The following is a 25,703-nucleotide window of genomic DNA, read 5'->3' on the forward strand; positions in this document are numbered from 1 at the left end:
CATATGGCACTTGAACCAAAAGCATCCGATCTGCCCAAAATTCCGGGTGCCCTCAAGCTGTATCAGGTCGCCTCGATCATCACGGGTGTGCTGCTGCTCGCACTGTGCATCGAGATGCTGATGAAATACGCGTTCGGCCTTGAGCTCGAGCTCGGCGGCGCCTACGGTTTTCTCGCTTTTGTTCCGAGCGGCAGCGTTGCGGCCATCAATCTCTCGATCGGTGTTCTCGTCGTGCACGGCTGGTTCTACGTCGTGTATCTGTTTGCCGACTTCAGGCTGTGGAGCCTCATGCGCTGGCCGCTGATGACGTTTGTTCTGATCGCGCTGGGCGGCGTCGTGCCGTTTCTGTCATTCATCGTCGAGGCGAGAATGGCGAAGCGCGTGAGAGCGTACCTCGCAGAGCGCAGTGCCCGTGATGATCAGACCCGTGATGCCGAAACACAGGAGGCAACCAATTAGCGAGCAGACCACGGCCCAGCGGCCGGTTCTCGTCGTCGATTTCGGAGCACAGTACGCGCAGCTGATCGCGCGTCGCGTGCGCGAGGCCGGCGTGTACTCAGAGATCGTTCCCCACACAATCACTGCCGCTGAGGTGAGCGCCAAGCAGCCCGTCGGCATGATTCTCTCGGGCGGGCCGTCGAGCGTCTATGCCGAAGGAGCTCCCGGCTTCGACAGCGAGGTCTTCGATCTCGGCATCCCGACCCTCGGCATCTGCTACGGATTTCAGGTGATGGCGCGCGCCCTCGGCGGCGATGTCGCGCACACGGGCAAGCGCGAGTATGGATCGACGGCTGCGTCGCTCACGGGCGATGGCGGCATACTTCTGAGCGGACAGCCTGCTGAGCAGACCGTCTGGATGAGTCACGGCGATTCGGTGGCTCAGGCGCCGGAGGGCTTTCACGTGCTCGCCACGACGGCATCCACTCCGGTTGCGGCGTTCGGCAACGACGACCGCTGCCTGTATGGCGTGCAGTGGCACCCCGAGGTGAAGCACTCGGCGTTCGGTCAGAACGTTCTCGAGAACTTCTTGCACACGGCCGCTGGCATTCCCGCAGACTGGAACTCGGGAAACGTGATTGCCGAGCAGGTCGAGCGCATCCGTGCCGAGGTGGGCGATGCCCGCGTCATCTCCGCGCTCTCGGGCGGCGTCGACTCGGCTGTCTCGACAGCGCTTGTGCACGAGGCGATCGGCGATCAGCTCACCGCCGTGTTCGTCGACCACGGTCTGCTGCGGCAGGGCGAGCGCGAGCAGGTGGAGAAGGACTACGTCGAATCGACGGGCGTGCGCCTGGTCACCGTCGATGCCGCAGACACGTTCATCGGCCACCTCGAGGCCGTCTCCGACCCCGAGCAGAAGCGCAAGATCATCGGCCGCGAGTTCATTCGCACCTTCGAGAAGGTGCAGCGCGACCTCGTCGAAGAGGCGAAGGCCATCGGCGGCGCGCCGATCAAGTATCTCGTGCAGGGCACGCTCTACCCCGACGTCGTCGAGTCTGGTGGCGGCACGGGAACCGCAAATATCAAAAGCCACCACAATGTCGGCGGGCTGCCTGACGACCTCGACTTCGAGCTCATTGAGCCGCTTCGCGCGCTGTTCAAAGACGAGGTGCGGGCAATCGGGCGCGAGCTCGGCATTCCCGACGCCATCGTTGGGCGTCAGCCGTTCCCCGGGCCAGGACTTGGCATCCGGATCATCGGCGAGGTGACGGCCGAGCGTCTCGATGTGCTCCGCCGCTCAGATGCCATCGTGCGCGCCGAGCTCACGGCAGCGGGTCTCGACAGCGAGATCTGGCAGTGCCCCGTCGTGCTTCTCGCCGACGTGCGCTCCGTCGGGGTGCAAGGCGATGGCCGCACCTACGGGCACCCGATCGTGCTGCGCCCTGTATCGAGCGAAGATGCGATGACCGCGGACTGGACGCGCGTTCCCTACGACGTGCTTGCGCGCATCTCGAACCGCATAACGAACGAGGTCGAAGAAGTGAACCGCGTCGTCGTTGACATCACCTCGAAGCCGCCGGGCACCATCGAGTGGGAGTGACTCTCTGAGCCCGCCGGTCTGGAGGACGGGCTGGCGCCGGGTTACACGCCCATCAGAAAGAGCTGGGCGACGGTTGTTGCGATGCCGACCACCAGAAACCCGAGAGCGCAGAAGCCGAGGGCGCGCGCGTGTGAGCGTGGTTGATGGAAGCGGATCGTGCCTGGGCGGTTCACCCGGTAGTACAGCTCGGTTTCGAGGCGACCGTCGAGGTGGGCAACCTGCGCGCGGCTGAGCTGGGCTTCGCCCGCGCTGGTTCCGGCATCGTGAAACCACCGCACGAACGTGCGGTCTCCGTCGTCGATGACGTAGGCCTGTGTGCGCTCCCACTGGCCGCTCGTCAGGCGAACGACAAGCGCTGCCACGGCGAGAAGCGCGCAGATGCCGAAGGCGATCCACGTCGCAAACTCGAGTGCGAGCATGATCATGTCGTTGCTGTGCACCGTGCTCCCGATCGTTCGAGCTACCCGAGTTTTGGCTCGGCTGAGATGGATCCTACCGGCAGTGAGCCAAGCGACCGCTATTGCGAGAGTCAGGACATGGCAGTTCGATGGCGAACACGCACAGCGGGGCTTCTTATGGCTTCTGGAGCGCTGCTCGGACTCGCTGGCTGTGGCTCGTCGAGTGCGGATCCCTGCCAGTGTCTGTCGGGGTGCCAGAAGCTGGCGTTGACTCTGCGATCCTCGGCACTTTTCGTGACGTCGAGCAGCCGGGAGAAATGGTGGGAGATTATGTTGCGGTTGACGGGCCCGAGTACTGCACACTTGAACTGTTGCCCGTCCAGAGGCAGGATGCTGGAATGAGGCCGTTGACCGCAGACGACATCCGCTCGTCATTTGTGAATGCAACGCCCGAGCAGCTCGATCGGCTGCCGCTCCCCGGGCTGCACGAGACGATCTGGCACGAGCGCGAGTTCTTGGGCTGGCGTGATCCACAAGCTGCTCGGCTCGGCTACATCGTGCACTGGGCGGGTGACCGGCCTGTCGGCGTCGTCGTGCGTGCGGCATCCGGAGGTCTCACACGCGGCATCGCCGCAATGTGCTCATTCTGCCGATCATCGCAGCCCGCGACGCAGGTGCGCATGTTCAGCGCGCCGCGGGCAGGGGAGGCTGGGCTGAACGGCAACACGATCGGCACCTACATCTGTGAGGATCTCGCGTGCCCCATGCTGATTCGCATTACGCCATCGCAGCCGCTTCAGCCCGATCTCGTCGAGACCAGGTCGCAGCGGCTGCTCGAACGCGTGCACGGGTTCACCGCCGACATCCTCAAGACCGCGTAGCTCCGCGAACAATCCCGTTTCAAATGAGATGCCAAAAAGTGTCTCGTACCCCGATGGGATGAGCGACACTTTTCGGCGTGTCACTTCGTGCGGCTCCGCGTGCGCGCTGTCGCGGGCGCCGACCACGGATCTTCCGGCCAGGGATGCTTCGGATACCGGCCGCGCATTTCTCGGCGAACATCCTGATACGCGCCGTTCCAGAACGACGCAAGGTCGTCTGTCACGGCGAGGGGGCGGCGGGCTGGCGAGAGCAGATGGAACTGCACGGCGACGCTGCCCTCGACAAGGCGAGGGGTCTCGGCAAGGCCGAAGACCTCTTGCAGCTTCACGGCGACGATCGGTCGCGAGGAGGGATCCGCTGGGTAGTCGATGCGCACACGCGAGCCGGAGGGAACCTCGAGTCGCTCGGGTACGAGCGCGTCGAGACGCCCGGCCTCCGGCCAGGGCAGCAGGCGTCGCAGCGCCGAGGCGACATCGATATTGGCCAGAGAGGCCGAACCGCGTGGTGCGGCGCTCAGGTCGGGGCCGAGCCAGTCGTCGAGACGCTCGAGGAGCGCCGCGTCGGTGACATCGGGCCACGGGGCGCCGAGTTGTCGGTGCACGAGCGCGAGGCGGCGACGCAGCGCTGTCGCGGCGTCAGACCAGGGCAGGATGCCGGGGCCCGCGGCCCTGAGATGCGCGGCGAGTGCCGCCGTGGTCTCGCCTGGACGCAGCGCCGAGGGCGTCGACGACACGAGAATCGCACCGACCCGGCGTTCGAGTCGGACGCGGGGGCGCCCATTCTCGACGCTGGTCTGCCGAGACTCTGTGACCTGGCCGGTGCGAAGGGCATCCTCGTCGTGCAGTGCCGCAGCGAGTCGCACCACAGCACCGGTTCCATCGGCGGCACGGCCTTCGGCGCGCTGCACGCCGCACACGGCGATCCACTCGCTCCCGATGAGCGGTGACCCCTCGGGAAGGGCAGCGCGCGTGCCGCTGGCGAGGAGGTAGCTGCGGGATTCCGAATCGGCGCGGCGGGCGATCCATTCTGGTCGCGACAGCGCGGCGATGACGCCCGTGGCGCTCTGCGGCCCCACGTTGACCGGTGGCGCGTCGGAACCGCGCGGTGCCGGCATCCTCTCGACGATTCGCGTGAGCCGTTCGACGTCGGTGCGCCACCGCGCCGTGCCGCGGTTCTCGCCGCGTCGCAGCGAGCGCAGGAGTGCATCGAGGTCGGCGCCGGGCTCACGCGCGTCACCGGAGAGCGCGGCGATGACCTCGGCGGCGTTGCGGGGATCGACCCGCGGAAGCGCTGTCTTCTCATCGACGATCCGGCCGGTGGCGACAAGCAGCGCGCGGGCCTCGCGGGCTCCGAGAGGCAGCGAGGCGATGCGCGCTCCGAGCGCCGTTGGCCGACCGTTGTCGTCGATCAGGTCGAGTGCCTCGAGGGTCGCGACAGCCTGCCGGAGCGATTCCGCGGGCGGGGCGGTGAGCAGCGGAAGCCCACGTCCCTCTGGTGTTCCCCACGCGGCGAGCACGAGGGCGGCGTCGGTGAGATCTGTCGCCGTGATCTCGGGGTCCACGTCCGGACGAAACGCGGCGAAATCAGCTTCGCTGTAGGCGCGCACAACCCGACCGGGGCCCTGCCGCGCCGCACGGCCCGCTCGCTGATGGGCACTCGCGCGCGAGCAGCTGACGGTGACGAGGCCCGACATGCCTCGGGCCTGATCGCGACGAGGCTCGCGCGACAGCCCGGCGTCCACAACCAACCTGACTCCGGGAACCGTGAGTGAGCTCTCGGCAAGCGAGGTGCTCACGACGATGCGAGGCGAGTCTGCGGGATGCTGCCGGCCCGACGTTGCGCGATCTTGATCCCGTGGGCCCAAGCGTCCGTGCAGCGGAAGCACGTCGACGGACGACGCCTGAGAGCGTGAGCGCAGCCGCGTCACGAGTTCGTCGACATCGCGCGCGGTCGGTACGAAGACGAGCGCGTCGCAGCCGTCCGTGCGCTGCGCGTTGAGGGCGGTATCGGCGAGGTGATCGAGAAACTCCCTCGTCACTCCGCGGGTGCCGAGGCGCGGGCCGCTCGGGGGTCGGTAGTCAACGGTCAGCGGGTGGAGTGTCGAGGGAGCGTCGACGACGCGGGCTCCGATGAGGTCGGCGACGGCCGCGGCGTCGAGGGTGGCTGACATCGCGACGAGCGTCAGATCGTCGCGCAGGGAGCGCACTTCGGTCAGGATGCCGAGCAGCAGATCGCCGTCGAGGGAGCGCTCGTGCACTTCGTCGAGGATGACGGCGTCGACGCCCTCGAGGCCGGGATCGCTGAGCAACCGCCGCAGGAGAACACCGGGGGTGACGAACTCGATGCGGGTGGAGTCAGAAACACGCCGGTCGCCGCGTACGGTGAAGCCCACGGGGCCGCCGAGCGGGGAGCCGTCAAGCTCGGCGATACGCCGGGCGGCGGCGCGAACGGCGACGCGCCGAGGCTGAGTGACGATGACGCGTCCCGTGCCGCGCTGCAGATTGGCCAGGAGGGGTGGCACGACGGTTGTCTTGCCTGTTCCCGGCGGGGCCGTGACGACGACCGCCCCCGATGCGCAGGCGTTTGCGAGCTCGTCCGCTGCCTGCGAGACGACGAGCCCTGCACCGATGCGGTCAAGGTCGAAGCGGTGGCGGTGCGCGGTCATCGCTTCATTGTCTACGTCGTCGACCAGGGATCGATGATGGTGAGACCGAGACTCTCAAAATCGCTGACGTTCCGCGTCGCGAGAGTGAATCCACGGCTCACGCAGATTGCGGCTATCTGCGCGTCGAACCCGCTGATCGGTCGTCCCTCCGCATCTCGAGAACTCACGATCTGTGGGTATGCGCGTGCCGCCGCCGTGTCGAACGGCAGGACGAACTCTCCGAACAACTGCTGTGCTTGCTCGGCCAGTGCCGTGAGTTGAGTTCGTCGCAGCCCCTCGGGAAGTCGCGCAATCCCATACCTGATTTCTGCCACCGTAACTGCTGTCGTGACGAGTTCCTCGGGAGAATGAGAGCGTATCCAGGCGACGAGCTGAGGCGCGGGCCATGGCCGCATCACCTCAGACACGATGTTCGAATCGACGACGATCACTCTGAGAAATCCGGCGAACGCGGCCTATCTGACCGTGGAGGGAGCGTCAGGTTGACTCCGCCAATGCGCTGAGCGCCCTCCAAGAGGAAATCAAGGAGGCCGACCGGCTGCGCTGCATCGCTCACAGAATCGCTCAGAATGAGGCGAATCTCCGCCTCCATAGAACGGCCGTTGGCGGCCGCCCGAGCTCGAAGCTTTGCTTTGACGTCATCATCGAGATCACGCACGCTGATCGCAGCCATGAGAAATTCCTCCGTCTGCCATCAATGCTAGCACTCGCTGCTGTCATCCATGCGGAGCCTCAGGTGAGATGCCAAAAAATGTCGCTGACTCCAGAGGAATCAGCGACACTTTTTGGTATCTCAGATGTGCTGGCTAATCGCGGGCGATTGCGATCATGCGCAGAATCTCGAGGTAGAGCCACACGACAGTCATGACGATGCCGAAGACGCCGGTCCAGGCGAACTTGCGGGGCAGCCCGTTCTCTGAGCCGCGCTTGATGAAGTCGAAGTCGAGCACGAGCGAGTACGCGGCCATGATCACGACGAGCACGCCGAGAATCAGGCCGAGCGGGATGCCCATGATCTCAGCACCGCGCATACCCCACGGGTCGTCGTTCACACCGAAGATCATCAGACCAAGGTTGATCAGCGAGAAGGCGGCGTAGCCGATCATCGCGATCATGAATACCTTTGTCGCCCGCTTGGAGGCACGAACCTTGCCGCTCGCGAAGAGGGCAAATGTGACGCCGAAGACAACGACGGTGCCGAGGAGGGCCTGGCTCACGATCCCGGGGTACATAACCTCGAAAATGCCGGAGATTCCACCGACGAACAGCCCCTGAACACCCGAATAGGCGAGCACGAGCGGGGCGGACGGCTCCTTCTTGAAGATGTTGACGAGGGCGAGAACGAAGCCGGCGATGGCCGCCGGAATCGCCAGAGCCGGAATGAACCAGCCGATCGCTGCGCCAACCAGCAGGATGCCGAACGCGATGATCGATTTGCCCAGCGTGTCTTCGACAGTCATGCGGTCGGTCTGGACTGCCGTCGCGGAGGGCTGCTCATACATCTGCTGCAGCTGCTCAGCTGTCATGTTCGACTGCTGCGCCTTCTGCGCTGCGGCCGTTCCGCCGCGCTGGAAGCCGGCGTTGCGGAATGCCGGGTTGTTCATGGCCATGAGGCGTGATCCCTACTCTCGTATCGGGGTGGAATACTGCGTACAACGCTATCGGATGCGTCTATGTTCCCGCAGAGTGCCGGGCGAATCCTCAGTTTCTTTGGAGCGCGCGATGTGTGCGCCCTAGCCTTGACGCATGATCCCACGTGTCATCGCACACCGCGGCGCCCCCGGCTACCGCCCCGAACACTCGGCCGCGAGCTACCGGCTCGCCCTCGAGCTCGGGGCAGACGCCGTTGAGCCCGACGTCGTTGCAACGCAAGACGGCGTGCTCGTTGTGCGCCACGAGAACGAGATCGGCGCGACGACCGATGTGGCGCAGCATCCGGAATTCGCCGACCGGCGCACGACGAAGACTATTGACGGCTCGGAGATCACCGGCTGGTTCACCGAAGATTTCGACTGGAGCGAGCTGGAGACGCTGCGGGTGCGCGAGCGGATCGCCGAGCTGCGACCGGGCAGCGCCGAGTACGACGGGACAGAGCGGATGCTGCGTCTCGCAGACCTGCTCGAGCTGCTGCGCGAGCACAACGACGCGTCTGTGTGTCGCGTCGGCATCGTCGTCGAGATCAAGCACGCCACGTACTTCGAATCGATCGGTCTGCCGCTTGACGACCTTCTGGAGGGCGAGCTTCGGGGCACGGAGTGGGCGGCGAAGACGGGTCTCGTGATCGAGTGCTTCGAGATCAGCGTGCTCGAACGGCTGAAGGGGCGCGGCATCGATGCGCGCTTCGTCTACCTCATCGAAAAGTCGGGCGCCCCAGCCGACCGGGTGGCGCGCGATGGCACAGCGGCCGCGACGTACGCGGACGACCTCACCGATGCCGGGCTCGAGGAGCTGGCGGCGGTTGTCGACGGCATCAGCGTCGACAAGGGATACCTGCTGCCGTGGACGCCCCTCGGACGCAGCGTCGGCGACCTCGTGGCGCGCGCGCATCGGCGCGAGCTCACGGTGTACACCTGGACGCTGCGCCCCGAGAACGCGTTTCTCGACAAGCGGCACCGGTTCGGCGACGAGCCCTGCGCGTTCGGCGACTGGCAGCGCGAGTTCGGCGAGATTCTCTCCACAGGCGTCGACGGTGTGTTCGCCGATCACACCGACCTCGCCGTGCAGGCGCGGGCTGTCAGCCGCACAGCCTAGAATTGACGGAACATGACGAGTTCCACGACTTCTGACGCACACGGCAGCAATCCGGGCGCGGGCGACTCCACGACCCCGGTGATCGTCGACTGGCCGACCGCAGCCATTCCGAGTGGCGGTGCGAGCGCATCCGATCATCTTCTCGATGGTCTCAATCCCCAGCAGCGCGAAGCCGTTGAGTACCGAGGCAAGGCGCTGCTCATCGTCGCGGGGGCGGGGTCGGGCAAGACCCGCGTGCTGACGCACCGCATCGCGAGCCTCATCGAAAATCGCGAGGCGTGGCCAAGCCAGATTCTTGCCATCACGTTCACAAACAAGGCAGCGGCCGAGATGCGTGAGCGCGTCGAAGATCTGCTCGGCGGTCGCACAGAGGGCATGTGGATCTCGACATTCCACTCGGCGTGCGTGCGCATTCTGCGGCGCGAGGCCGAAAACGTCGGCTTCAGCAAGAACTTCACAATCTACGACTCGTCAGACTCGCGCGTGCTGCTCAAGCGCATCATCAAGCGCCACGACGCCGACATGTTCGGGTTCACCCCGGCAAATGCCTCGGCAAAGATCTCCAAGCTCAAGAATGAGCTGGCGGATGCCGATGCCTACGCGCGCAATGCGAATATGTCTGACCCCAACGAAGTCGCCTTCGTCGAGATCTTCCGCGACTATCAGCGCGAGCTTCAGCGGGCGAGCGCGTTCGACTTCGATGACCTCATCGCGCAGACCGTGTACCTGTTTCGCGCGTTTCCGCAGGTGGCGTCGCTGTACCGCAAAAAGTTTCGGCACGTTCTCGTCGACGAGTACCAAGACACGAACCATGCGCAGTACTCACTTATTCGCGAGTTCACGCGCGAGCCAGAGGGCGACGGCTTTCTGCCGGGAACGCTCGAGGGGGCGTCGCTCACCGTTGTGGGCGACTCCGACCAGTCGATCTATGCGTTCCGCGGGGCCGACATTCGCAACATCGTCGAGTTCGAGCGCGACTTCACCGGGGCAAAGGTGATTCTGCTCGAGCAGAACTACCGGTCGACGCAGAACATCCTCTCGGCGGCGAACTCGGTGATCTCGAACAACTTCGATCGCAAAGACAAAAAGCTCTGGACAGACATCGGCGACGGCGACAAGATCATCGGCTTCACCGGGTACTCCGGGCACGATGAGGCGCAGTTCGTCGCCGATGAGATCGAGCGGCTTCACTCGGATGGCGTCGCGTACGGCGATGTCGCCGTCTTCTACCGCACAAATGCGCAGACGCGCGCACTGGAAGAGATCTTCGTGCGCTCGGCGCTTCCCTACAAAATCATGGGCGGCACCAAGTTCTATGAGCGCGCCGAGATCAAAGACGCGTTCGCCTATCTCACCGCCGTGATGAACCCCGCAGACGAGCTCGCCGTTCGCCGCATCATCAACACACCGAAGCGCGGCCTCGGCCCGGCGACAATCACGCAGCTCGCCAGCTTTGCCGAGAACGCCGAGACGTCACTGCGCGAGGCTCTGCGCGAAGCATCCACTCTGGGTTTCGGGCCGAAGGTGACGCGCGCCATCAGCGACCTGTCTGCCGTGCTCGACGAGGCTGCGGCGCTCGCCGAGAAGGGCAAGGTGAGCGAGGTGCTCACGACGCTCATGCAGAAGAGCGGCCTGATCGACTCGCTGCGCATGAGCCGCGACCCGCAAGACGAAGCGCGCGCAGAGAACATCGACGAGCTCGTTGCCGTCACGAAAGAATTCGAGCGCAACAACCCAGACGGAACGCTTCTCGACTTTCTCACAGAGGTGTCGCTCGTCGCCGCTGCCGACGACCTCGACGACGCGAGTGGAACCGTCTCGCTCATGACGCTGCACACGGCGAAGGGCCTCGAATACGACAGCGTGTTTCTCACGGGAATCGAAGAAGATCTGCTGCCGCATCGCATGTCGGCAAATGAGCCGGGCGGTCCCTCCGAGGAGCGTCGGCTGTTCTACGTTGGCATCACGCGTGCCCGCAAGAGGCTGTTTCTCTCGCTCGCCATGACCCGTGCTCAGTACGGCGAGACCGCCGTGGCGATGCCGAGCCGGTATCTGCAGGAGATTCCGGCTGAACTCATCGAGTGGCGGCAATCGCCCGGCTCCGTCAATTCGCGCGGCGGCACCCAGTCGCGGGCGCTCAATGCCAACCGCTGGTCGCAGAGACGGGGAACGGATGCGCAGGCTCTGCCACGCGCAGAGAAGAAGGAGTGGCCCAACAAGGTAACGAACACGGTGCGCGACAACGGTGATCTCGAGCTCGCGGCGGGCGACCGCATCCGTCACTCTGATTTCGGTGAGGGGCGTGTTCAGAACGTGACGGGTGAGGGAACGAAGCGCGTGGCGCACGTGCAATTCGACAACGCGGGCGCAAAGAAGCTCCTGATCAAGATCGCTCCTATCGAGAAGCTCTAACATGCCGAAGCGGCTGGTGTATTCGCTGCACGCGCTCGACGTCGAGGTGGCCACGCGGGCGGGAATCTCTGTCGCCGTTCCGTTGATCACGCTTGCGCTGTTTGGCCGACTCGACCTGGCGCTCTATGCGTCGTTCGGGGCGTTCACGTCGTTGTACGGCCGCAGCGAGGTGTACCGAACGCGACTGCGCACGGCGGGCTCGGCTGGAGCGATGCTCGTTGCGTTGATCGCGTGTGGCGTGCTCATCTCGACGACGGGGCCGAACACGGGCCTTCTCGTCGGTGGGCTCGTCGTTGTGCTCGCTGCCGGCGTGCTGCTGTGCCGCACGCTGTCGCTGCATCCGCCGACGCCGGTGTTCTTCACGTTCGCGTTTCTCGTGTGCGCGCTGATTCCGGTGCGCGAGGGCGAGGCCGGCCTCTCCGTGCTGATCGCCGTCGCCTCGGCGAGCTTTGCGCTCGTGGTGACCATGTCGGGGTGGCTGCTGCGGCTCGGGCGTGATGTGGATCGTGTCACGGCGAGTTTCAAGCTTCTGAAGCCGCTGCCTCGGCGAGCAGTGCTGCGCCCGCAAGCATGGCGCGACCCGGCTGTGTGGCTCAACATCGGGCAGCTCGCCGTCGGTGCCATCATTGCCGGGGGAGTAGCCGAGCTCCTGGAGCTAGGGCACTCGTACTGGGCGGTTGTGAGCCTCGTTGCTGTCGTGCCGCCGGTGCGAGCTGCGCACTCCATTTCGCGCACGCTGCACCGCACGTTCGGCACGATTGCGGGCGTGGTCGTGACGGCGCTGGTGCTGTGGGGGCATCCGCCGGTCTGGCTGTTGATCGTCATCGTTGTCGTGTGCCAGTTCGGTGCGGAGATCTTCGTCGGCCGTCATTACGGCACGGCACTGGTCTTCATCACGCCGCTCGCACTTCTGATGGTGCACCTGTCGAGTCCGGCGACCTCTGTTTCCGACATTCTCATCGACCGTGCTGTCGAGACGGCTCTGGGGGCGATGGTCGGAATGTCGATGGTGCTGCTGGCGCGGCTTGTTCGCGTCGGCCCTGAGCCAGCGACGCCATAGTCGGCTACCGTGCGCCAAACTGTCTCGACGACCGACGACCGACGACCGACGACCGACGACCGACGATGCGACAGAGGCAATTGTCAAACCCGGATCGCGTGCCGAGAGACCGCGACCACGAAGATCGAGGGAAAGCGCACGATAGCCGCGCGGCTACTCATCGGGTGTGGGAGGTGCCGATAGTGTCAACGTTCGATGTTGTCCGAAGTCCTCAACACTTGTGTGCGCACCTCGATCCCTAGGGCACTGACGGTGTCTCATATCGCATGGGTTATGCGACAGGTGAGGTTACGAGACGCCCGGGCCACTCGCAGATGCTTCCTCGAGAAGTAGGCACTGCCCTCAGAACCGCCCAAGACTAGGTGAATTTCAGAGGTGGAGCAGGGCACGGGAGAGGTGCGATTCCTGCCCCGTGACGGCTGTTTCTTTTAGTCCTCGTACACGTCTCTTCTGGCTCCGGCTTCAACGGCGAAGATCACAAGCCGGTCAGCCTGAACATCGGCAATCACTCGGTAGCCACCAACGATCCTGTACGACCACAGCCCCCTGAGAGTGCCGCGCATCGGCTTCGCCGTCGCGGTCGGATCATCCAGCCCGGCAGCCTCTTCGAGCTTCGAGATCAAGCGCCGCACAATTTCACGATCGAGATCTTTCTTGAACGCTTTTACGACGCGTGGTGCGTACTCAATCGTCCAGGCCAAGCTCAGCCTTCAGCTCATCATTGGAGACGGTTTCGAGCTGACCCGCGCGGTGAGCCTCGACGTCGCTCAAGATCGAGTACTCCCACTCAACCCGGTCAATCTCCCGCTCGATCATCTGGTTGATGTAGAAGCTCTGCGGCCTACCCGTCTGCACAGCCAGTCGCTTGATCCGCGCCTCAATATCGTCCTTAAGGCGAACCGTTGTCGGCATCATAACCTCCGCATGAATACTTGTATTTGATGTATTCAAGTATCTCACACCTCAGCTGCACAGAGCACTCCGTTGCGAAACCGCTGGACAAGTGATGTCTCACATTCCATGCGTTAGGAGACGCCGAGGTTGCGAGACACTTCTTCGGGAATGCGGTCTGATTCCAGCGCTCAACGCCGATGTTCGGCGCCCGCAAGCGGAACCCTTACCGGGCACCGTGGACTACGCATGCCGCGCCATTATTACTGGGCGTTCACGGTGACTTCACGTTCACCGAGGCGACCCTTTGTCAGCATAGCAACCACTGCAGCGGCCAGGATGATGCCAAGTCCCCACCAATTCGTAGTTTCGACGAGCGATCCGGGGAACGCGACTACCAAAACGCCGAGAGATCCATTGACCGATGAATGGGCCAGGACCGCAGCAAGGGTGCTACCGCTGCCGTTGCGCACCCACGCCATGATCACTGAAAGCCCCATGACAACGACCACGTACAGCAGAACCTGCGCAATAGTGCTGCGGGGTGTATCCCACGTTTGAGTCAGGAACAGGGGCGCATGCCATGCGGCCCAGACGATACCGATCAGCAGTGCTGCCACCAGCGGTGAAGTTTTCTTTTGAAGCTTAGGCTGGGCGAACCCGCGCCACCCGATTTCCTCCAAGCCGCCGCCGAGGAAGACGATGCCGAGGAGTTGCACAGGGTAGATCATCAGGACTTCGGTCAGTCCATCGGTCGTGAAGGAACCTAGCGTGCCGGGCAGGAGTATTACCCCGACTAACAGAATTGCGGGGACACCTAACAGGGCCGCACTCCACCAGAGCGGACCAAGTCGAAGACTAGTTACGTGTCCCCAGAAGCGACGGACTCCGGCATGGCCATCGGTGGCTCGGATGACGATGAGGGCGGCAGCGGCCGGGCCGAAGATGCCAAGTGGGTTCACCAGTGCTATCACCTGAAGGGAGCCAGGTATCGGGAGCAATCCGAGACCATCCTGCCCGAGCCACCACGGACTCCACGCGATCCATGAAATTGCGAGCGCGAGGATGAAGAAACTTGCAACGGGATACCGGGCGATCAGGCCGGACTTGTTCGCGGTCTCACGGTCTCCATTCGTTGGGGAAGATTCCATGTGCTGAATGCTATCCCAGTAAAAATCCCCGACCGTTGCCATGACGTCACTCAATGCGCTGGGTTTTGATGCGTAAGGATGGGCGTATGACGATTAGTCCACCCTCTGTGGTTACTTTGCCCGCATCCAGTTCCACGAATCTTCATTCGCCGCTTAACTTACGCCAGAGTTTGGTCCTCACTCTTTTCGGCTGTTGTGGCCACAGTGCTGACACTTGGGATAGCGGTGCTTGTCATTATTTTGGTACCCGGAGCTAGGGAAATCGGTCTTGTAGTGCTGGGGGTGACACTTCCCGTGCATGCGGCTCTGCTGCTGGTTGTGATCCATTGGGGCCTGCGTCGAGCAGGTACTGGATGGAGGGCGCTGGGGTTTACCCGACCAACGCTGCACATCCTCCACCTGTTGTGGCAGATTCCTGTCGTCTTCGTCGCGCTCATATTGCTGGCATTGGGTCTCAAGACGCTGGAGAACTTCCAGGCTTCCGGCAGGGTGCCGCGCCTGATGCCACGAACTGTCTCGAAACCATAGCGATGTGAGACGTCTCACCGCCGCCGCTTGAGCGTGAACATGATCCGAGTCGCAGAGGGGTGTCTCGGAACGCATGGGCTACGAGACACTCAGGTTTTGAGACAGCTTGACCTCTCTATAAAGCGGATCGATTGAGGGTTTCTACAACGAGGGCCAAGCGGATCGGAGCGAGTTGCGGGCGGCCGGCGGAAGAGGGCAGTTTATCGTGACCCTCAATAGTGATCGCGTGCTTGGAGGATCACAATGTGGTCGTCGGTGACGTAGTAGACGAGTCGGTTCGTTTCGTCGATGCGCCGCGACCAGGCGCCGCTGAGGATGTGCTTGAGTGGTTCCGGTTTTCCGATCCCGGTGAATGGGTCGCGGAGCACGTCTGCGATGAGCGTGTTGATCCGTTTGAGTGTCTTGCGGTCTTGGGTTTGCCAATAGACGTAGTCTTCCCAACCGTTCTTGTCGAACGCGAGCGCGCGGCTCATGCTTCGAGAAGATCGTGCTGTTCAAACTCGCCGCGTCGAGCGCGCTCGATCGCGTCGAGTAGACGCTCAGCGTTTGCGGAGTTGCGCAGCAAGTAAGCGGTCTCGGTGATTGCGTCGTAGTCGTCTTTCGAGAGGATAACTGCGTTGCCGTGCTTGGAAACAACCTCGACCGCAGTGTGGTCATCGTTGACGCGCTGGATGAGTCCGAACAGGCTCTTGCGTGCTTCAGTTGCTGTGATTGCGGGCATGATGACTCCTTGGTGAGTGGTACAGAATAGTGTACCACTTGACCGTGGGAAGCTCTCCGCGGGCAGATTGACGGTTATCCGTGGCATGTTGATCCTCACCCAGCCCGGCTATCGATCATCGCGCTGCGGAACGTCTCATATTTCATGGGTTACGACACCGAGGTTACGAGACACCATTCGTAAGCGTGTTTGTCGGCTGCTCGCGGGGTCTCATGCCGTGGGAGACATCATTGCTCGTCCGCAAAGGCGAGCATGTTCTGCGTCGACCGACCGAGGCGGTCGAGAGTCGTGCGCATCACTTCCAAGCGAAGCCAGACGCAGCGCCAACGACGGCAAGAGGTCGGCCAATCCAACTCCAGGTGAAGTTGACCTACCATACATATGGTAGGTAGCTTGGTGGCATGTCCTCCTCCGCCGAGATCCTCGATCACGCCGTCGCAGTGCTTGGCCGCGGCGAGGCCCTCACATTCGACGCCGTTGCGCGCGAGGCGGGGTTGACGAAGCCGGGCGTCGTGCACCACTTCGCCACCAAGGAGATCCTGACGGCGTCCGTGGTGGGTCGCGTCATCGACCGTTGGGAGGCGGGCCTCACAGCACACGCACACGACGCGGACGGCGCGGTCGAGCGACTGCGCGCTTACGTCGACTATGCGCTCGCCGGCGACTTCGACCTCAGCGACTTCGCATTCATGGTCGACGTGCGCATCCGCGACCAGCTCTCGCAGCAGTGGACCGAACGACTGCATCCGTGGTTCGGTCTCGACATCACGGGAACCGCCACCCAGCGCGCAGCGCTCCGCGCCGCCCGCCTCATCGCCGACGGCGCATGGTTCAACGACTCCCTGGCCATCCCGACCCTCCGCGACGACGAGCGAGACGCCGTCATCGCAATCGCACACCGCCTCGTCACCGAAGGAACAGCAGCATGAAGCACACGAAGAGGTGGCTGCTCCTCGCAGGCGCCATCGCGTCCGAGGTCACGGCGGCGCTATCGCTCAAGGCCGCACTCGAGAGCCCCGTGTTCTACATCGTCGTTGCGGTCGGCTACCTGACCGCATTCGCACTGCTCGGCCTCGTGCTGCGCATGGGCATGTCGCTCGGCGTCGCCTACGGCATCTGGGGCGCCAGCGGCGTCGCGCTCACCGCGATCGGATCGCTCATCGTCTTCGACGAGCCCATCACCCTCCTCATGGGCATCGGCATCGTCGTCATCATCGCCGGCGTGCTCTGCGTCGAGCTCGGCGCACAAGCAGTGATCAAGAAGGCCGAGGTCGCGTGATGGCATACATCTTCCTCATCGCCGCGATCCTCTTCGAGGTCGCAGGCACGGTCTCCCTCCGCCTCGCAGTCGACAACAAGCGCTGGTACGCCAGCGTCGCCGTCGGCTACCTCGTCGCATTCGCGATGCTCACCCTCACCCTCGCGAACGGTATCCCACTCGGCATCGCCTACGGCATCTGGGCAGCAGCCGGCGTCGCCCTCACCGCGATCATCGCGAAGTTCGCCTTCAAAGAGCCATTCACGCTCCTGATGGGCATAGGCATCATCCTCATCGTCGGCGGCGTGCTGCTCATCGAAGCCGGCGGCGCCCACTAATGCAGGACCCCGAGTCTTCGGACTGCCCTCGGAGCTCCCCTGCAATCAAGCACGCACCACCTGCTGAGCGCTCCCAGATCCGCTCTCGTTCTACGCTTGAAGTGCCCGGTGGTGCGTTGACCGGTTGAGACCGCCACCGTTTTCGGCGGAAGTCGTGAGGCCACCCCCTGGACGTGAACTGCCAGACGCATTGCTGGCATTTGAACGAAAGATACTGGAGAAGGTCCAGCATCCCGGCATTGGATGCCGCGACTCGATAGCGCGAAATGTGTCTCATAACCCTAGCGATGTGAGACGTCTCACTGTCGCCGCTTGAGCGTGAACACCATCCGAGTCGCAGAGAGGTGTCTCGTATCCAATGGGTTGGGAGACACCGAAGTTACGAGACACATCTCCGCATCGCTCCTACGCGGGCTGACGATTGGATTCGGTGTAGAGAATGAGGTCATGATGTTCCGAGTTCTCCCGCGCACGACCGACGACCGGCGGCTCGTTGTCGGCTGGGTACCCGATGCCGACGCGTTGTACCTCTTCACAGGGCCGCGACTGCACTGGCCTCTAACCGAATCACAACTCGCGGAAATGGAAGGGCGTAACGGATTCACCGCATGGATGCTGGTTGACGACGAGACCAACACCCCGGTTGGCCACTTCGACTTCTCATTGCAGAGCGGAACAGCACGCATCGGCCGCATCATCCTTGCACCTCAGATGCGCGGGCGCGGGCTCGCTCACGTTCTGGTAGACAACGCGATTCAACAGGCACGCAGACTTGGCGCGTCTGAACTGACCTTGAATGTCATCGTCGGAAACGAGCCTGCGATCCGGACTTACGAGCGCGCCGGATTCGTGACCATCGCGGAATCCGCTCGGCCAGGCGTTCGCGGTATGTCTCGCCTGCTCGAAGAGTCCGCCCCATAGCCGGTCGGGCTATCTCTCCCAGCGTGATGCGGGCGGTTACGCCATTCCCGCCGCCGCCACGATGGCCGTTTACTCTGCCCGGTGAATGTACCGTGCGGGTGCCTCCTATTCGACACGACGACTGTCGCATATCCCTAGGGATACGAGGTGACTCACGGACGTGGTCCGTGCCGTGCTGACTGTCTCCTATCCCATGCGTTAGGAGACACCGAGGTTACGAGACAGGTGCACCGTCTTCAGCGCCAGATCAGATTTGCAGATCGTTGCTTCGAGCACGCGAGACGGCAAGGATGAGTGGAACTGAGAGTGGGACTATGAGATCCAGCGCACCAATACCGGGCAACCCGTGGCCGCACGACATGTCGATCACCGTTGAGGATCGACCTCACACCCTTCTGGAGTTGCTCTGGGTCCGGGAGGCGTATGAGTTGCGGCCTCAAAGTGAAAACCTTCCTCCGTTGCTATTGGACACGCCCGTGACCGTTCAGGATTCTGCGGTCAGCGCCGAAACTCGCGACGAGTGGGAGGCCGCGTGGCCCGGCATCTGGCAAGCCGCCGTGGCGCACGTGGGTCAGGACAGTGACCCAGGACTGTTCGAGGAGCTTCAGAACACCGCGGACGGTTCAACTGAACGCGCCAACCATCTCCACCGGATAGTCGGACGCAACTGGCGCGACAACTTCGGAGACAGCGCGTTCGACGACTCGTACAGCATCTGGTCACAACGCGGAATGGATGCTCACTTGGCGGCGATGCCGACGCAACTCGAGAACCAACCCGAGCGGCGTGATCTGCCGGCACTGATCCCGGCGTGGCGTGCCGGCCTGACGAAGATCGTGACCATTCCTTGTTCGGGTGAGTTCATCCGCAGAGTCGGCGAGAACTCGCTTCTCACCACCGCTGCAACACGTGAGAACAGTGACAGCTACCGGCGCGCGTTGAGCACGTTCATCTGAGCGTCTCGTAACCTCGACGTCTCGTAACTCATGCGTTAGGAGACACCGAGGTTACGAGACAGTCAGTTGATTTCTGCGAAACTCGTCGGATGGCATCCGACGAGCGCGTAACTCTCGTTGCCAGTGAGCACGAAGCGTGGGCGCGAAAGGCCGCTGAGATGGCGGTCGAAATCTTAGAGCACCTACCTAACGCCAAGATCGAGCACATTGGATCCACGTCTGTTCCAGGGCTACCGGCGAAGCCGGTCGTCGATCTAGCGGTCGGCATGGTTGCGGATGAGATTATGCTTGCTGGTCGCGAGCTAGCGCGGCTCGGGTTCGACCTTGAGGGAAAACGAGCCGACCACGCATGGCTCAGCTATCCGGATCGCTCCGCTCGGTTGTTCGTCATCCACATCTTCGAGTTTCAAGGTGAGGAGTGGAACAAGCGGCTGCGCTTCCGCGACATCCTGCTGACGAATGAGGAGAGCCGGGAGAAATACCTCGCCGTCGAACGGGAGGCGGCAGCGTTGGCGGATGGATGGGGCGAGTACACCAGAGCGAAATCATCTGTCGTGTCCGAAATCCTCGCGAACGACTCGTTCGACCGAACCTGCTGAGAGCTGAACGTCTCGAAACCCATGGGATGAGAGACCCCGGAGTCTGGGATCTCTATGACTGAGCGCCGTCTCGGGTAGATCCCCGCTGACGCGGTCGATAGTGTCGTGTTCAACGCACAAGGAGGGTCATCGTGTCTCAAACCTCAAGGTCGGAAATATCGCTGAAGGCGTCCTCTCTGCCTGGAGCTGAGATCGTCGCTCGCGTTCGGCGTCTACTCGTGGTCGGTCTAGTCGCAGCTGTCGGCTACTCAATGTTCATGACAGGCAGCAAGGGGTACTGTCCAGGTGGTGTCGAGGCTGACGGCAGTTTCATCGACGCCGCCGGGAACGCTACTGATACCGCGCCGATGTGTATAAACCTCACGCTTCAACCCAGCGCGTTGGTCTTTATCGCAATCGCCGCAGTCGCTTTCGGAGCGCTTACCATGGTGCTCCGCCGCGCGGCAGACGTTCCCTCAGCCATCCGATATCTAGATCGGGCCGCTGCCGCCATCGCGATCCTGGCCGTCGTATCCGTCGCGATCAGCCAGATCTGGTTCGCGATGATCCCAATCACTGACTGGGACGGAACAGGGACTTTCTTCTACCCTTTCCCCTTCGGATCAGTGGAACTCGACACGGAACCGATGTTGATGGGCTAGGCCCTACGCGCATAGGCAACATTCCTGCGATCTCGCTCGCACGAAGAGATCGTGCGATCAGTCTGCCAGCGCACGCCTACCGCCCGGTGTCTCGTAACCTACCTGTCTCAAAACCCATGCGTTATGAGACACAGAGGTTACGAGACAGTCAGTTGATCTCTCAGCATCATCTGTCGGGCTGTGCCCTGGTAGGGGCATTCAGAGAGGTCGTCGCTCGAAGACCACGTTGAGCGGCGTGAAACCTTCTGCCTCGAAGAACGTGTGTGCGTCGTGGTTAAAGGACCATGAATCGAGCCTCACGGCATCAACGTTCTTCGCGCGCCCGACAGTGACCGCAGCGTCCATTAGCTGCTTGCCGATGCCGCGCCGCTGCATGGCGGGGTCAACCGCGATGTGGTGGACGTACAGGCTCTTGGACGCGTGACGGAATGGATTCGCAGGTCGCGCATTGATCTCTGCGAGCAGGTAGCCAGCGGCCGTGCCGTCGAGGTCCGCGATGAGGACGATCGCTCCGTTAGCCAGCTGCTCGGCGAGGAACGTGTGCAGTGCCTCGTGATCAGGTGCTCTGAAAAGGTCGGGTCTTCCTTCCGCGTGCAACCGTTGAATACCGATGCTGAGGGCACTCAACCGATCGACGTCTGCCTCTGCTGCTCTTCGAACCGACATGAGCGAAGCCTACCCACCAAGCGCCGCCTCGACGAACGCTCACTGATCGAACAAGGTGCTCCAGATAACGATCGTTTCGGCAGAAGTCGCGGGGCCTCCTCCTGGACGTGAACTGCCAGGCGCATTGCTGGCATTCGATCGCAAGATGCTGGAAAAGGTCCAGCCTTCCGGCATTGGACGCCGCGACCCGATGGCGCGAAATGTGTCTCATAACCCTAGGTATACGAGACGTCTCATGAGGGGTTGAGTACCAACTTTTTTCTTCGCGATTTTCCCAGGCTCGGCGATTCTCATAACTATGTCTCATAAGTGATTGATTAGATACGGGTATTCGCGCTTAGGTGCGAGGCACCTGGAGATCCCTGAAATGGCAAAGTTGATCGGCTGCGCACGAGTGTCTACCAGTGAGCAGTCGACGGATCGCCAAGAAGCGGACCTTCTGGTTGCGGGCGTCCGCCGAGATGATCTGTACACCGATCACGGAGTTTCCGGTGCCCGTGCATCTCGCCCCCAGTTCGATCGTGCGATCGAAGCAGTCGAAACCGGCGACACCCCTCGTCATCACGACACTGGATCGGTTGGGCCGATCGACAGAGAACATGCTCGCCTTCGCAGACGAGCTCCGCGCTCGAGGTGCAGGATTGCGCGTGCTGAACTTTGGAGGCGGCAACGTCGATACGTCCACGCCGACGGGCTCGATGCTGTTCACTGTCACGGCAGCACTCGCGCAGATGGAACACCAAATCAAGCGTGAGCGCATCGTTGACTCGATCAGCAAACGACGCATCGCTGGCAAGGATCTCGGCGGACGCCGACGGCGAATCACCAACAGCCAGATCCGCAATGCCCCCACCTCGTACAGAGCGGCCAGTCAGTAGCACAGGTCGCACGCGGCATCGGAATGTCCTGCGCAACCTTCTACCGACGGTCACGAGCACTCACCGATTAGCGCACGAATTGCGGAACCGGCGTTCACAGAATCGCCAGCTAGCGTCGAGCGCCACGCAAGACACCGATCATGCACATGAGTACGGACAGCCGTTTGCTCGTAGTCCCCAACACCGGACATGAATCCCAGGTCGCGCCGTGCCGACGACTTCGGACATCGACAGATAGAGGTCCGCGCAGAGTTCGATGCGGCGATCACAGCGAAGGCGCGCAGCGGCGCAAGGGGGAACCCCGGGCGAACCGCGCACGTTGACGCAGTTGCGTGCTGATATCACGGCCGCGACGCGCATGTCGCGCTCGAGACCGTGCGCGATGCGACGTCACACCGTGTCTGACGGCGATACGGCGTTGAGGCGTATGAGAAGGTCGCGTAGCTGCGCGAGCTCAGAGTCGCCAAGCTCTCGAGCCGCACGGCGGTCACGAGACCGCAGTGCATCAATGACACGCCGGCGCCTGAGTTGCCCTTGGGACGTCACATGGATGAGCTTTTCACGCCCAGACAGCGGATTCTGTTCGAGCAGTGCCATTCCGGTGCTCACGAGTTCGCGCACGACGACGTGGACTCTCTGGCGACTGACACGCATTCTCCGCGCAAGGACGCTGGGGCTCAGCGGAGCATCGCCGAGATAGGACATCATCATGGTTGCCCCGGGGCTCAGCTCTGGCTCGCCGTCTTCGGCGCTTCGCACCTCAACGCCGTCGGCGAACCAACGAAAGGCGTCACGGAGGAGCTCGGCCGTACTTTGTTCGCCGTCGCGTGCATTCCCCATGGAGACCTCCTTGTGGTGTACAACAATGATATCTACGATTGTCAATAACGTTGACAATCGAGGAGACAAAATGGAACTCGACGACCACTCAACCGAAATGCTTCCGAGTAACTGGGGGCGCTGGGGCATCGATGACGAAATCGGAACTCTGAACCTGATCACGGACGACGTGCGGGCTCGGGCCGTTGCCGAGGCCAGGGTCGGCACGTCGGTGTCACTGGCAATGCCCGTTGACCCGGCATCGATGATGGGCGGCCCGTTCGCCCCGCCCACGCCCTCGTCACCACCCGTGCTGCAGGCAATGCTGTACACCGGCGCGCCGCCGATGGCGATGGCTGAGGTTCTGATCATGTCACCGCATCACGCTGGTCTTACGCATCTGGATGCTGTCGTGCATGTGCCCGTCGACGGAGAGATCTACCCGGGGCGCCCACTGGCCGATGCGGTTGACGCCGGCGGCGTTCGTCACGGTTCGACCGCCGCGTTCGCTGATGGTGTGGTCACTCGCGGCGTTCTGCTTGACCTGAGCCCGGGGAGCAGGCTGCCATCAGCGCATCCGGTCACCGGCGCAGACTTCGATGCTGCGGAGCGACGAATTGGCGTTCACGTGGAGCCCGGTGACGCGCTCGTGGTTCGGGGCGGCTGGTCGGCGACGCGCGACATGGGGGAGCCGATGCCCGGTATGACGCTCGATGCCATCGCGTGGATGCACGAGCGTGACGTGGCCGTCTACGCAGGTGACATCGGCGACGCTCATCCGCCCGTTGACCGTCAGCTTCCAATGCCGCTTCACCAGGTCGGCCTCGCCCGGCTCGGAATGCCCCTTGTCGACCTGGCTGACGTCGACGAACTGTCGACAGTCTGTGACGGCTTGGGTCGGTGGACGTTTCTGCTCACTCTCGCTCCGCTCAGATTGCGTGGTGCCACCGGAGTGCCGGTCAACCCCCTCGCGATCTTCTGATCAATGCGACGTCATCTCGGCACGCACACGGCGAAGATAGCGTATGGCCGGTCGGTGGCGGATGCCTCGGGGCAGCCTCGGCCACAGCATCCGCGTGATTGTCATGAATGCGGTGAAGCGACGCTGTCTCGACGATGACCAGGGGAGGCCGTAGGCATCGCGGAGCGTGTCGTCGAGCAGGCCTGCGGTGACGAGGCGTGCGAGGGGCATTGCCGCCTTCAGCCAGAGGGGAGCAATGCGCGGGTGCAGAAGGTCTCGGGCGACACGGCGTGCCTCGGGCGTCACCCGCAGGGCGGAGAGCGCCCGGCTCCAGTAGTCGTCGAAGGCGGCGCGATCGGTCGGCCAGAGACTCTTTGGCATTCCCAGTGCCGCGCCGAGCACGGCATATTCGCGATAGATATGCTCCGTTGTCTTGTCGGGGAGAGGCCCGTACACGCGCTCGTGCAGACCGATCGCCGTGCGGTACAGGGTGGCGGCGACCCAGAGCTGCAGGTCGGGATCGCTCGCCGAATAAGCGGGGCGCTGCCCCGCGGCATCCGACCTGACGGGCTGATGTGCCACGCCGACCTTGCGGGCGACATAACGCCGCTCGGCAGCGGTTCCGTACGCCTGAACATAGACATACGTGAGCGTCGCGTGCAGACGGTCGAGAGGGCGCGATGCGAAGTCGCTGTGGTGCGCCACTCCCAGGCCGACGCGTTCATCGGCGATCTGCAAAAGAATGGCCGATCCGCCGCCGACGATGAGCACGGCCTCCGCCGCAACATCTCTCAGCTCACGCACCTGCCGCATCGCTTCAGCGTACGCGCTGTTCCGTCTGGCGAAAGGCCGCCCGGCACCGGGGATGACCCAGAGTAAAGTAGGGGTGGCGATTTTCTCTCGGCGTCGAGAATGCTGAGCATGTCGCGAATTTCGGACAATACAACGCAACGCCCCCTGAAAGCGGTTAGGAACCTACGTGGATCTTTACGAGTACCAGGCACGAGACCTGTTTGAAAAGCATGAGGTCCCGGTTCTTCCGGGAATCATCGCGGACACCCCCGAGGAGGTGCGCGCAGCAGCAGAGAAACTCGGCGGTGTCGTCGTTGTAAAGGCCCAGGTGAAGATCGGTGGTCGAGGCAAGGCCGGTGGCGTGAAGGTCGCCAAGAACCCGGACGAGGCCGAAGAGGCAGCACGCGCGATTCTCGGCCTCGACATTAAGGGCCACGTCGTGAAGCGCGTCATGGTGGCCGGGGGCGCCCGCATCGCCGAGGAGTTCTACTTCTCGGTTCTGCTCGACCGTGCAAATCGCTCCTACCTCTCGCTGTGCAGCGTTGAGGGCGGCATGGAGATCGAGCAGCTCGCTGTAGAGAAGCCTGAGGCTCTCGCTCGCATCGAGGTCACCCCGGGCACCGGCATCGACGAGGCGAAGGCCCGCGAGATCGCCGTCGCAGCGGGATTCTCCGCGGAGCTCGTCGAGAAGGTCGCTCCTGTCTTCGTGAAGCTCTACGACGTGTACACGGGAGAAGACGCGACGCTCGTCGAGGTCAACCCGCTCGTTCTCACGGAAGAGGGCGACATCATCGCTCTCGACGGCAAGGTCTCCATCGATGAGAACGCCGGCTTCCGTCACCCGGACCACGCCGACCTCGAAGACAAGACAGCGGCTGACCCTCTTGAGGCGAAGGCGAAGGCTCAGGACCTCAACTATGTGAAGCTCAACGGCGAGGTTGGTGTCATCGGAAATGGTGCAGGACTCGTCATGTCGACGCTCGACGTTGTCGCCTACGCCGGCGAGAACCACGGCACCGTGAAGCCCGCCAACTTCCTCGACATCGGCGGCGGCGCGTCGGCCGAGGTCATGGCTGCTGGACTCGACGTCATTCTCGGCGACGAGCAGGTCAAGTCGGTCTTCGTGAACGTGTTCGGCGGTATCACCGCGTGCGATGCCGTCGCAAAGGGCATCGTTGGAGCGCTCGCCGAGCTCGGAGACAGCGCGAACAAGCCGCTCGTCGTGCGACTCGACGGCAACAAGGTCGACGAGGGCCGACGCATCCTCGCCGAAGCCGACCACCCGCTTGTCACGCTTGCCGCGACGATGGACGAGGGCGCCGACAAGGCCGCCGAACTCGCCAACGCCCGCTGAGACCCACAGAGCTTTAGGAACAA

General features: G+C 63.1%; 29 protein-coding genes and 1 pseudogene. 17 read left to right on the forward strand and 13 right to left on the reverse strand.

Annotated features, from left to right (window positions below):
* Positions 1-3: 3 nt before the first annotated feature.
* On the forward strand, positions 4-459 hold the full coding sequence (locus HCR84_RS04285) for a DUF3817 domain-containing protein (RefSeq protein WP_166984107.1): 456 nt from the start codon (positions 4-6) through the stop codon (positions 457-459).
* Complete coding sequence (gene guaA / locus HCR84_RS04290) at positions 455-2,038, forward strand: glutamine-hydrolyzing GMP synthase (RefSeq protein WP_166984168.1); 1,584 nt, start codon at positions 455-457, stop codon at positions 2,036-2,038. Before HCR84_RS04285 ends, guaA begins: the two co-directional genes overlap by 5 nt.
* A gap of 41 nt (positions 2,039-2,079) precedes the next feature.
* On the opposite strand, the gene HCR84_RS04295 is transcribed toward guaA, so the two are convergent.
* Entirely contained in the window at positions 2,080-2,478 is a 399-nt protein-coding gene (locus tag HCR84_RS04295) for a hypothetical protein (RefSeq protein WP_166984106.1), read from the reverse strand.
* Between the two features lie 197 nt (positions 2,479-2,675).
* Here HCR84_RS04295 and HCR84_RS04300 point away from each other — a divergent pair, with 197 nt between their 5' ends.
* A complete protein-coding gene (locus HCR84_RS04300; RefSeq protein WP_166984105.1) occupies positions 2,676-3,317 on the forward strand; it encodes an FBP domain-containing protein in 642 nt (213 codons plus the stop codon).
* 80 nt (positions 3,318-3,397) lie between these two features.
* On the opposite strand, the gene hrpB is transcribed toward HCR84_RS04300, so the two are convergent.
* From hrpB to HCR84_RS04320, 4 genes are all read right to left on the reverse strand, one after another.
* Positions 3,398-5,983, reverse strand: a complete 2,586-nt coding sequence (hrpB, locus tag HCR84_RS04305; RefSeq protein WP_166984104.1) for an ATP-dependent helicase HrpB — start codon at positions 5,981-5,983, stop codon at positions 3,398-3,400.
* Positions 5,984-5,994: 11 nt separating this feature from the next.
* Positions 5,995-6,414, reverse strand: a complete 420-nt coding sequence (locus tag HCR84_RS04310) for a type II toxin-antitoxin system VapC family toxin (RefSeq protein ID WP_166984103.1) — start codon at positions 6,412-6,414, stop codon at positions 5,995-5,997.
* Positions 6,411-6,656 carry a FitA-like ribbon-helix-helix domain-containing protein gene (locus tag HCR84_RS04315; protein WP_166984102.1) on the reverse strand — a complete coding sequence of 82 codons (246 nt, stop codon included), beginning with the start codon at positions 6,654-6,656 and terminating at the stop codon, positions 6,411-6,413. The genes HCR84_RS04310 and HCR84_RS04315 overlap by 4 nt, the downstream gene beginning before the upstream one ends.
* A 133-nt stretch (positions 6,657-6,789) precedes the next feature.
* Complete coding sequence (locus HCR84_RS04320; protein ID WP_166984101.1) at positions 6,790-7,593, reverse strand: Bax inhibitor-1/YccA family protein; 804 nt, start codon at positions 7,591-7,593, stop codon at positions 6,790-6,792.
* 136 nt (positions 7,594-7,729) lie between these two features.
* Here HCR84_RS04320 and HCR84_RS04325 point away from each other — a divergent pair, with 136 nt between their 5' ends.
* The 3 genes from HCR84_RS04325 to HCR84_RS04335 are packed head-to-tail and all read left to right on the forward strand — an operon-like array spanning position 7,730 to position 12,206.
* On the forward strand, positions 7,730-8,734 hold the full coding sequence (locus tag HCR84_RS04325) for a glycerophosphodiester phosphodiesterase family protein (RefSeq protein WP_166984100.1): 1,005 nt from the start codon (positions 7,730-7,732) through the stop codon (positions 8,732-8,734).
* Positions 8,735-8,746: 12 nt separating this feature from the next.
* The gene (locus tag HCR84_RS04330) at positions 8,747-11,146 is read left to right on the forward strand and encodes an ATP-dependent helicase (protein ID WP_166984099.1); all 2,400 of its coding nucleotides are present in this window, start codon (positions 8,747-8,749) and stop codon (positions 11,144-11,146) included.
* 1 nt (position 11,147) lies between these two features.
* Positions 11,148-12,206: an FUSC family protein gene (locus tag HCR84_RS04335; RefSeq protein ID WP_166984098.1), complete on the forward strand. Its 1,059-nt coding sequence runs from the start codon at positions 11,148-11,150 to the stop codon at positions 12,204-12,206.
* Positions 12,207-12,634: 428 nt separating this feature from the next.
* Here the strand turns inward: HCR84_RS04335 and HCR84_RS04340 are convergent, their stop codons facing one another.
* The 3 genes from HCR84_RS04340 to HCR84_RS04350 all read right to left on the reverse strand — a co-directional run bounded on the left by HCR84_RS04340 (position 12,635) and on the right by HCR84_RS04350 (position 14,290).
* Positions 12,635-12,907, reverse strand: a complete 273-nt coding sequence (locus HCR84_RS04340; RefSeq protein WP_166984097.1) for a type II toxin-antitoxin system RelE family toxin — start codon at positions 12,905-12,907, stop codon at positions 12,635-12,637.
* Positions 12,891-13,121, reverse strand: coding sequence for a type II toxin-antitoxin system RelB family antitoxin (relB, locus tag HCR84_RS04345; RefSeq protein ID WP_166984096.1), 231 nt, complete (start codon positions 13,119-13,121; stop codon positions 12,891-12,893). Before relB ends, HCR84_RS04340 begins: the two co-directional genes overlap by 17 nt.
* A 239-nt stretch (positions 13,122-13,360) precedes the next feature.
* Positions 13,361-14,290 carry a CPBP family intramembrane glutamic endopeptidase gene (locus HCR84_RS04350; protein ID WP_166984095.1) on the reverse strand — a complete coding sequence of 310 codons (930 nt, stop codon included), beginning with the start codon at positions 14,288-14,290 and terminating at the stop codon, positions 13,361-13,363.
* Positions 14,291-14,473: 183 nt separating this feature from the next.
* On the opposite strand from HCR84_RS04350, the gene HCR84_RS04355 reads away from it, so the two are divergent.
* Positions 14,474-14,776, forward strand: coding sequence for a hypothetical protein (locus tag HCR84_RS04355; protein ID WP_166984094.1), 303 nt, complete (start codon positions 14,474-14,476; stop codon positions 14,774-14,776).
* Positions 14,777-14,988: 212 nt separating this feature from the next.
* Here the strand turns inward: HCR84_RS04355 and HCR84_RS04360 are convergent, their stop codons facing one another.
* Together HCR84_RS04360 and HCR84_RS04365 are read right to left on the reverse strand one after the other, a co-directional pair.
* The gene (locus tag HCR84_RS04360) at positions 14,989-15,249 is read right to left on the reverse strand and encodes a Txe/YoeB family addiction module toxin (protein WP_166984093.1); all 261 of its coding nucleotides are present in this window, start codon (positions 15,247-15,249) and stop codon (positions 14,989-14,991) included.
* Complete coding sequence (locus HCR84_RS04365; RefSeq protein ID WP_166984092.1) at positions 15,246-15,497, reverse strand: type II toxin-antitoxin system Phd/YefM family antitoxin; 252 nt, start codon at positions 15,495-15,497, stop codon at positions 15,246-15,248. Before HCR84_RS04365 ends, HCR84_RS04360 begins: the two co-directional genes overlap by 4 nt.
* Before the next feature lie 401 nt (positions 15,498-15,898).
* Here HCR84_RS04365 and HCR84_RS04370 point away from each other — a divergent pair, with 401 nt between their 5' ends.
* The 7 genes from HCR84_RS04370 (at position 15,899) to HCR84_RS04400 (ending at position 20,210) form a co-directional block, all read left to right on the forward strand.
* On the forward strand, positions 15,899-16,426 hold the full coding sequence (locus HCR84_RS04370; RefSeq protein ID WP_166984091.1) for a TetR/AcrR family transcriptional regulator: 528 nt from the start codon (positions 15,899-15,901) through the stop codon (positions 16,424-16,426).
* Positions 16,423-16,776: a DMT family transporter gene (locus HCR84_RS04375; protein WP_166984090.1), complete on the forward strand. Its 354-nt coding sequence runs from the start codon at positions 16,423-16,425 to the stop codon at positions 16,774-16,776. Before HCR84_RS04370 ends, HCR84_RS04375 begins: the two co-directional genes overlap by 4 nt.
* On the forward strand, positions 16,776-17,093 hold the full coding sequence (locus tag HCR84_RS04380) for a DMT family transporter (protein ID WP_166984089.1): 318 nt from the start codon (positions 16,776-16,778) through the stop codon (positions 17,091-17,093). Before HCR84_RS04375 ends, HCR84_RS04380 begins: the two co-directional genes overlap by 1 nt.
* 447 nt (positions 17,094-17,540) lie before the next feature.
* On the forward strand, positions 17,541-18,014 hold the full coding sequence (locus HCR84_RS04385; RefSeq protein ID WP_166984088.1) for a GNAT family N-acetyltransferase: 474 nt from the start codon (positions 17,541-17,543) through the stop codon (positions 18,012-18,014).
* 359 nt (positions 18,015-18,373) lie between these two features.
* Positions 18,374-18,970, forward strand: a complete 597-nt coding sequence (locus HCR84_RS04390) for a hypothetical protein (protein ID WP_166984087.1) — start codon at positions 18,374-18,376, stop codon at positions 18,968-18,970.
* 89 nt (positions 18,971-19,059) lie between these two features.
* Positions 19,060-19,569, forward strand: a complete 510-nt coding sequence (locus tag HCR84_RS04395) for a GrpB family protein (protein ID WP_166984086.1) — start codon at positions 19,060-19,062, stop codon at positions 19,567-19,569.
* 131 nt (positions 19,570-19,700) lie between these two features.
* Positions 19,701-20,210 carry a hypothetical protein gene (locus HCR84_RS04400; RefSeq protein WP_166984085.1) on the forward strand — a complete coding sequence of 170 codons (510 nt, stop codon included), beginning with the start codon at positions 19,701-19,703 and terminating at the stop codon, positions 20,208-20,210.
* Between the two features lie 198 nt (positions 20,211-20,408).
* On the opposite strand, the gene HCR84_RS04405 is transcribed toward HCR84_RS04400, so the two are convergent.
* Positions 20,409-20,876, reverse strand: a complete 468-nt coding sequence (locus HCR84_RS04405) for a GNAT family N-acetyltransferase (protein ID WP_166984084.1) — start codon at positions 20,874-20,876, stop codon at positions 20,409-20,411.
* 367 nt (positions 20,877-21,243) lie between these two features.
* On the opposite strand from HCR84_RS04405, the pseudogene HCR84_RS04410 reads away from it, so the two are divergent.
* A pseudogene (locus HCR84_RS04410) lies at positions 21,244-21,825 on the forward strand (recombinase family protein).
* A 319-nt stretch (positions 21,826-22,144) separates the two neighbouring features.
* Here HCR84_RS04410 and HCR84_RS04415 read toward each other — a convergent pair.
* Entirely contained in the window at positions 22,145-22,594 is a 450-nt protein-coding gene (locus HCR84_RS04415) for a MarR family winged helix-turn-helix transcriptional regulator (protein WP_166984083.1), read from the reverse strand.
* 70 nt (positions 22,595-22,664) lie between these two features.
* Here HCR84_RS04415 and HCR84_RS04420 point away from each other — a divergent pair, with 70 nt between their 5' ends.
* The gene (locus tag HCR84_RS04420; RefSeq protein ID WP_208322116.1) at positions 22,665-23,555 is read left to right on the forward strand and encodes a cyclase family protein; all 891 of its coding nucleotides are present in this window, start codon (positions 22,665-22,667) and stop codon (positions 23,553-23,555) included.
* Here HCR84_RS04420 and HCR84_RS04425 read toward each other — a convergent pair whose 3' ends face one another.
* Positions 23,556-24,347 carry an oxygenase MpaB family protein gene (locus tag HCR84_RS04425; protein WP_166984082.1) on the reverse strand — a complete coding sequence of 264 codons (792 nt, stop codon included), beginning with the start codon at positions 24,345-24,347 and terminating at the stop codon, positions 23,556-23,558.
* A 166-nt stretch (positions 24,348-24,513) separates the two neighbouring features.
* On the opposite strand from HCR84_RS04425, the gene sucC reads away from it, so the two are divergent.
* Positions 24,514-25,680: an ADP-forming succinate--CoA ligase subunit beta gene (gene sucC, locus HCR84_RS04430; RefSeq protein ID WP_166984081.1), complete on the forward strand. Its 1,167-nt coding sequence runs from the start codon at positions 24,514-24,516 to the stop codon at positions 25,678-25,680.
* The last annotated feature ends 23 nt before the right edge of the window (positions 25,681-25,703 follow it).

This window comes from Paramicrobacterium fandaimingii (assembly GCF_011751745.2).
Taxonomy (GTDB): domain Bacteria; phylum Actinomycetota; class Actinomycetes; order Actinomycetales; family Microbacteriaceae; genus Paramicrobacterium; species Paramicrobacterium fandaimingii.

Excerpts from the sequence above, each read along its gene's own strand:
- HCR84_RS04285 (WP_166984107.1), top strand. The coding sequence starts at position 4 with ATGGCACTTGAACCAAAAGCATCCGATCTGCCCAAAATTCCGGGTGCC.
- hrpB (WP_166984104.1), bottom strand. The coding sequence starts at position 5,983 with ATGACCGCGCACCGCCACCGCTTCGACCTTGACCGCATCGGTGCAGGG.
- HCR84_RS04315 (WP_166984102.1), bottom strand. The coding sequence starts at position 6,656 with ATGGCTGCGATCAGCGTGCGTGATCTCGATGATGACGTCAAAGCAAAG.
- HCR84_RS04320 (WP_166984101.1), bottom strand. The coding sequence starts at position 7,593 with ATGGCCATGAACAACCCGGCATTCCGCAACGCCGGCTTCCAGCGCGGC.
- HCR84_RS04325 (WP_166984100.1), top strand. The coding sequence starts at position 7,730 with ATGATCCCACGTGTCATCGCACACCGCGGCGCCCCCGGCTACCGCCCC.
- HCR84_RS04330 (WP_166984099.1), top strand. The coding sequence starts at position 8,747 with ATGACGAGTTCCACGACTTCTGACGCACACGGCAGCAATCCGGGCGCG.
- HCR84_RS04335 (WP_166984098.1), top strand. The coding sequence starts at position 11,148 with ATGCCGAAGCGGCTGGTGTATTCGCTGCACGCGCTCGACGTCGAGGTG.
- relB (WP_166984096.1), bottom strand. The coding sequence starts at position 13,121 with ATGATGCCGACAACGGTTCGCCTTAAGGACGATATTGAGGCGCGGATC.
- HCR84_RS04350 (WP_166984095.1), bottom strand. The coding sequence starts at position 14,290 with ATGGCAACGGTCGGGGATTTTTACTGGGATAGCATTCAGCACATGGAA.
- HCR84_RS04360 (WP_166984093.1), bottom strand. The coding sequence starts at position 15,249 with ATGAGCCGCGCGCTCGCGTTCGACAAGAACGGTTGGGAAGACTACGTC.
- HCR84_RS04365 (WP_166984092.1), bottom strand. The coding sequence starts at position 15,497 with ATGCCCGCAATCACAGCAACTGAAGCACGCAAGAGCCTGTTCGGACTC.
- HCR84_RS04370 (WP_166984091.1), top strand. The coding sequence starts at position 15,899 with ATGTCCTCCTCCGCCGAGATCCTCGATCACGCCGTCGCAGTGCTTGGC.
- HCR84_RS04375 (WP_166984090.1), top strand. The coding sequence starts at position 16,423 with ATGAAGCACACGAAGAGGTGGCTGCTCCTCGCAGGCGCCATCGCGTCC.
- HCR84_RS04380 (WP_166984089.1), top strand. The coding sequence starts at position 16,776 with ATGGCATACATCTTCCTCATCGCCGCGATCCTCTTCGAGGTCGCAGGC.
- HCR84_RS04385 (WP_166984088.1), top strand. The coding sequence starts at position 17,541 with ATGATGTTCCGAGTTCTCCCGCGCACGACCGACGACCGGCGGCTCGTT.
- HCR84_RS04390 (WP_166984087.1), top strand. The coding sequence starts at position 18,374 with ATGTCGATCACCGTTGAGGATCGACCTCACACCCTTCTGGAGTTGCTC.
- HCR84_RS04395 (WP_166984086.1), top strand. The coding sequence starts at position 19,060 with ATGGCATCCGACGAGCGCGTAACTCTCGTTGCCAGTGAGCACGAAGCG.
- HCR84_RS04405 (WP_166984084.1), bottom strand. The coding sequence starts at position 20,876 with ATGTCGGTTCGAAGAGCAGCAGAGGCAGACGTCGATCGGTTGAGTGCC.
- HCR84_RS04415 (WP_166984083.1), bottom strand. The coding sequence starts at position 22,594 with ATGGGGAATGCACGCGACGGCGAACAAAGTACGGCCGAGCTCCTCCGT.
- HCR84_RS04420 (WP_208322116.1), top strand. The coding sequence starts at position 22,665 with ATGGAACTCGACGACCACTCAACCGAAATGCTTCCGAGTAACTGGGGG.
- HCR84_RS04425 (WP_166984082.1), bottom strand. The coding sequence starts at position 24,347 with ATGCGGCAGGTGCGTGAGCTGAGAGATGTTGCGGCGGAGGCCGTGCTC.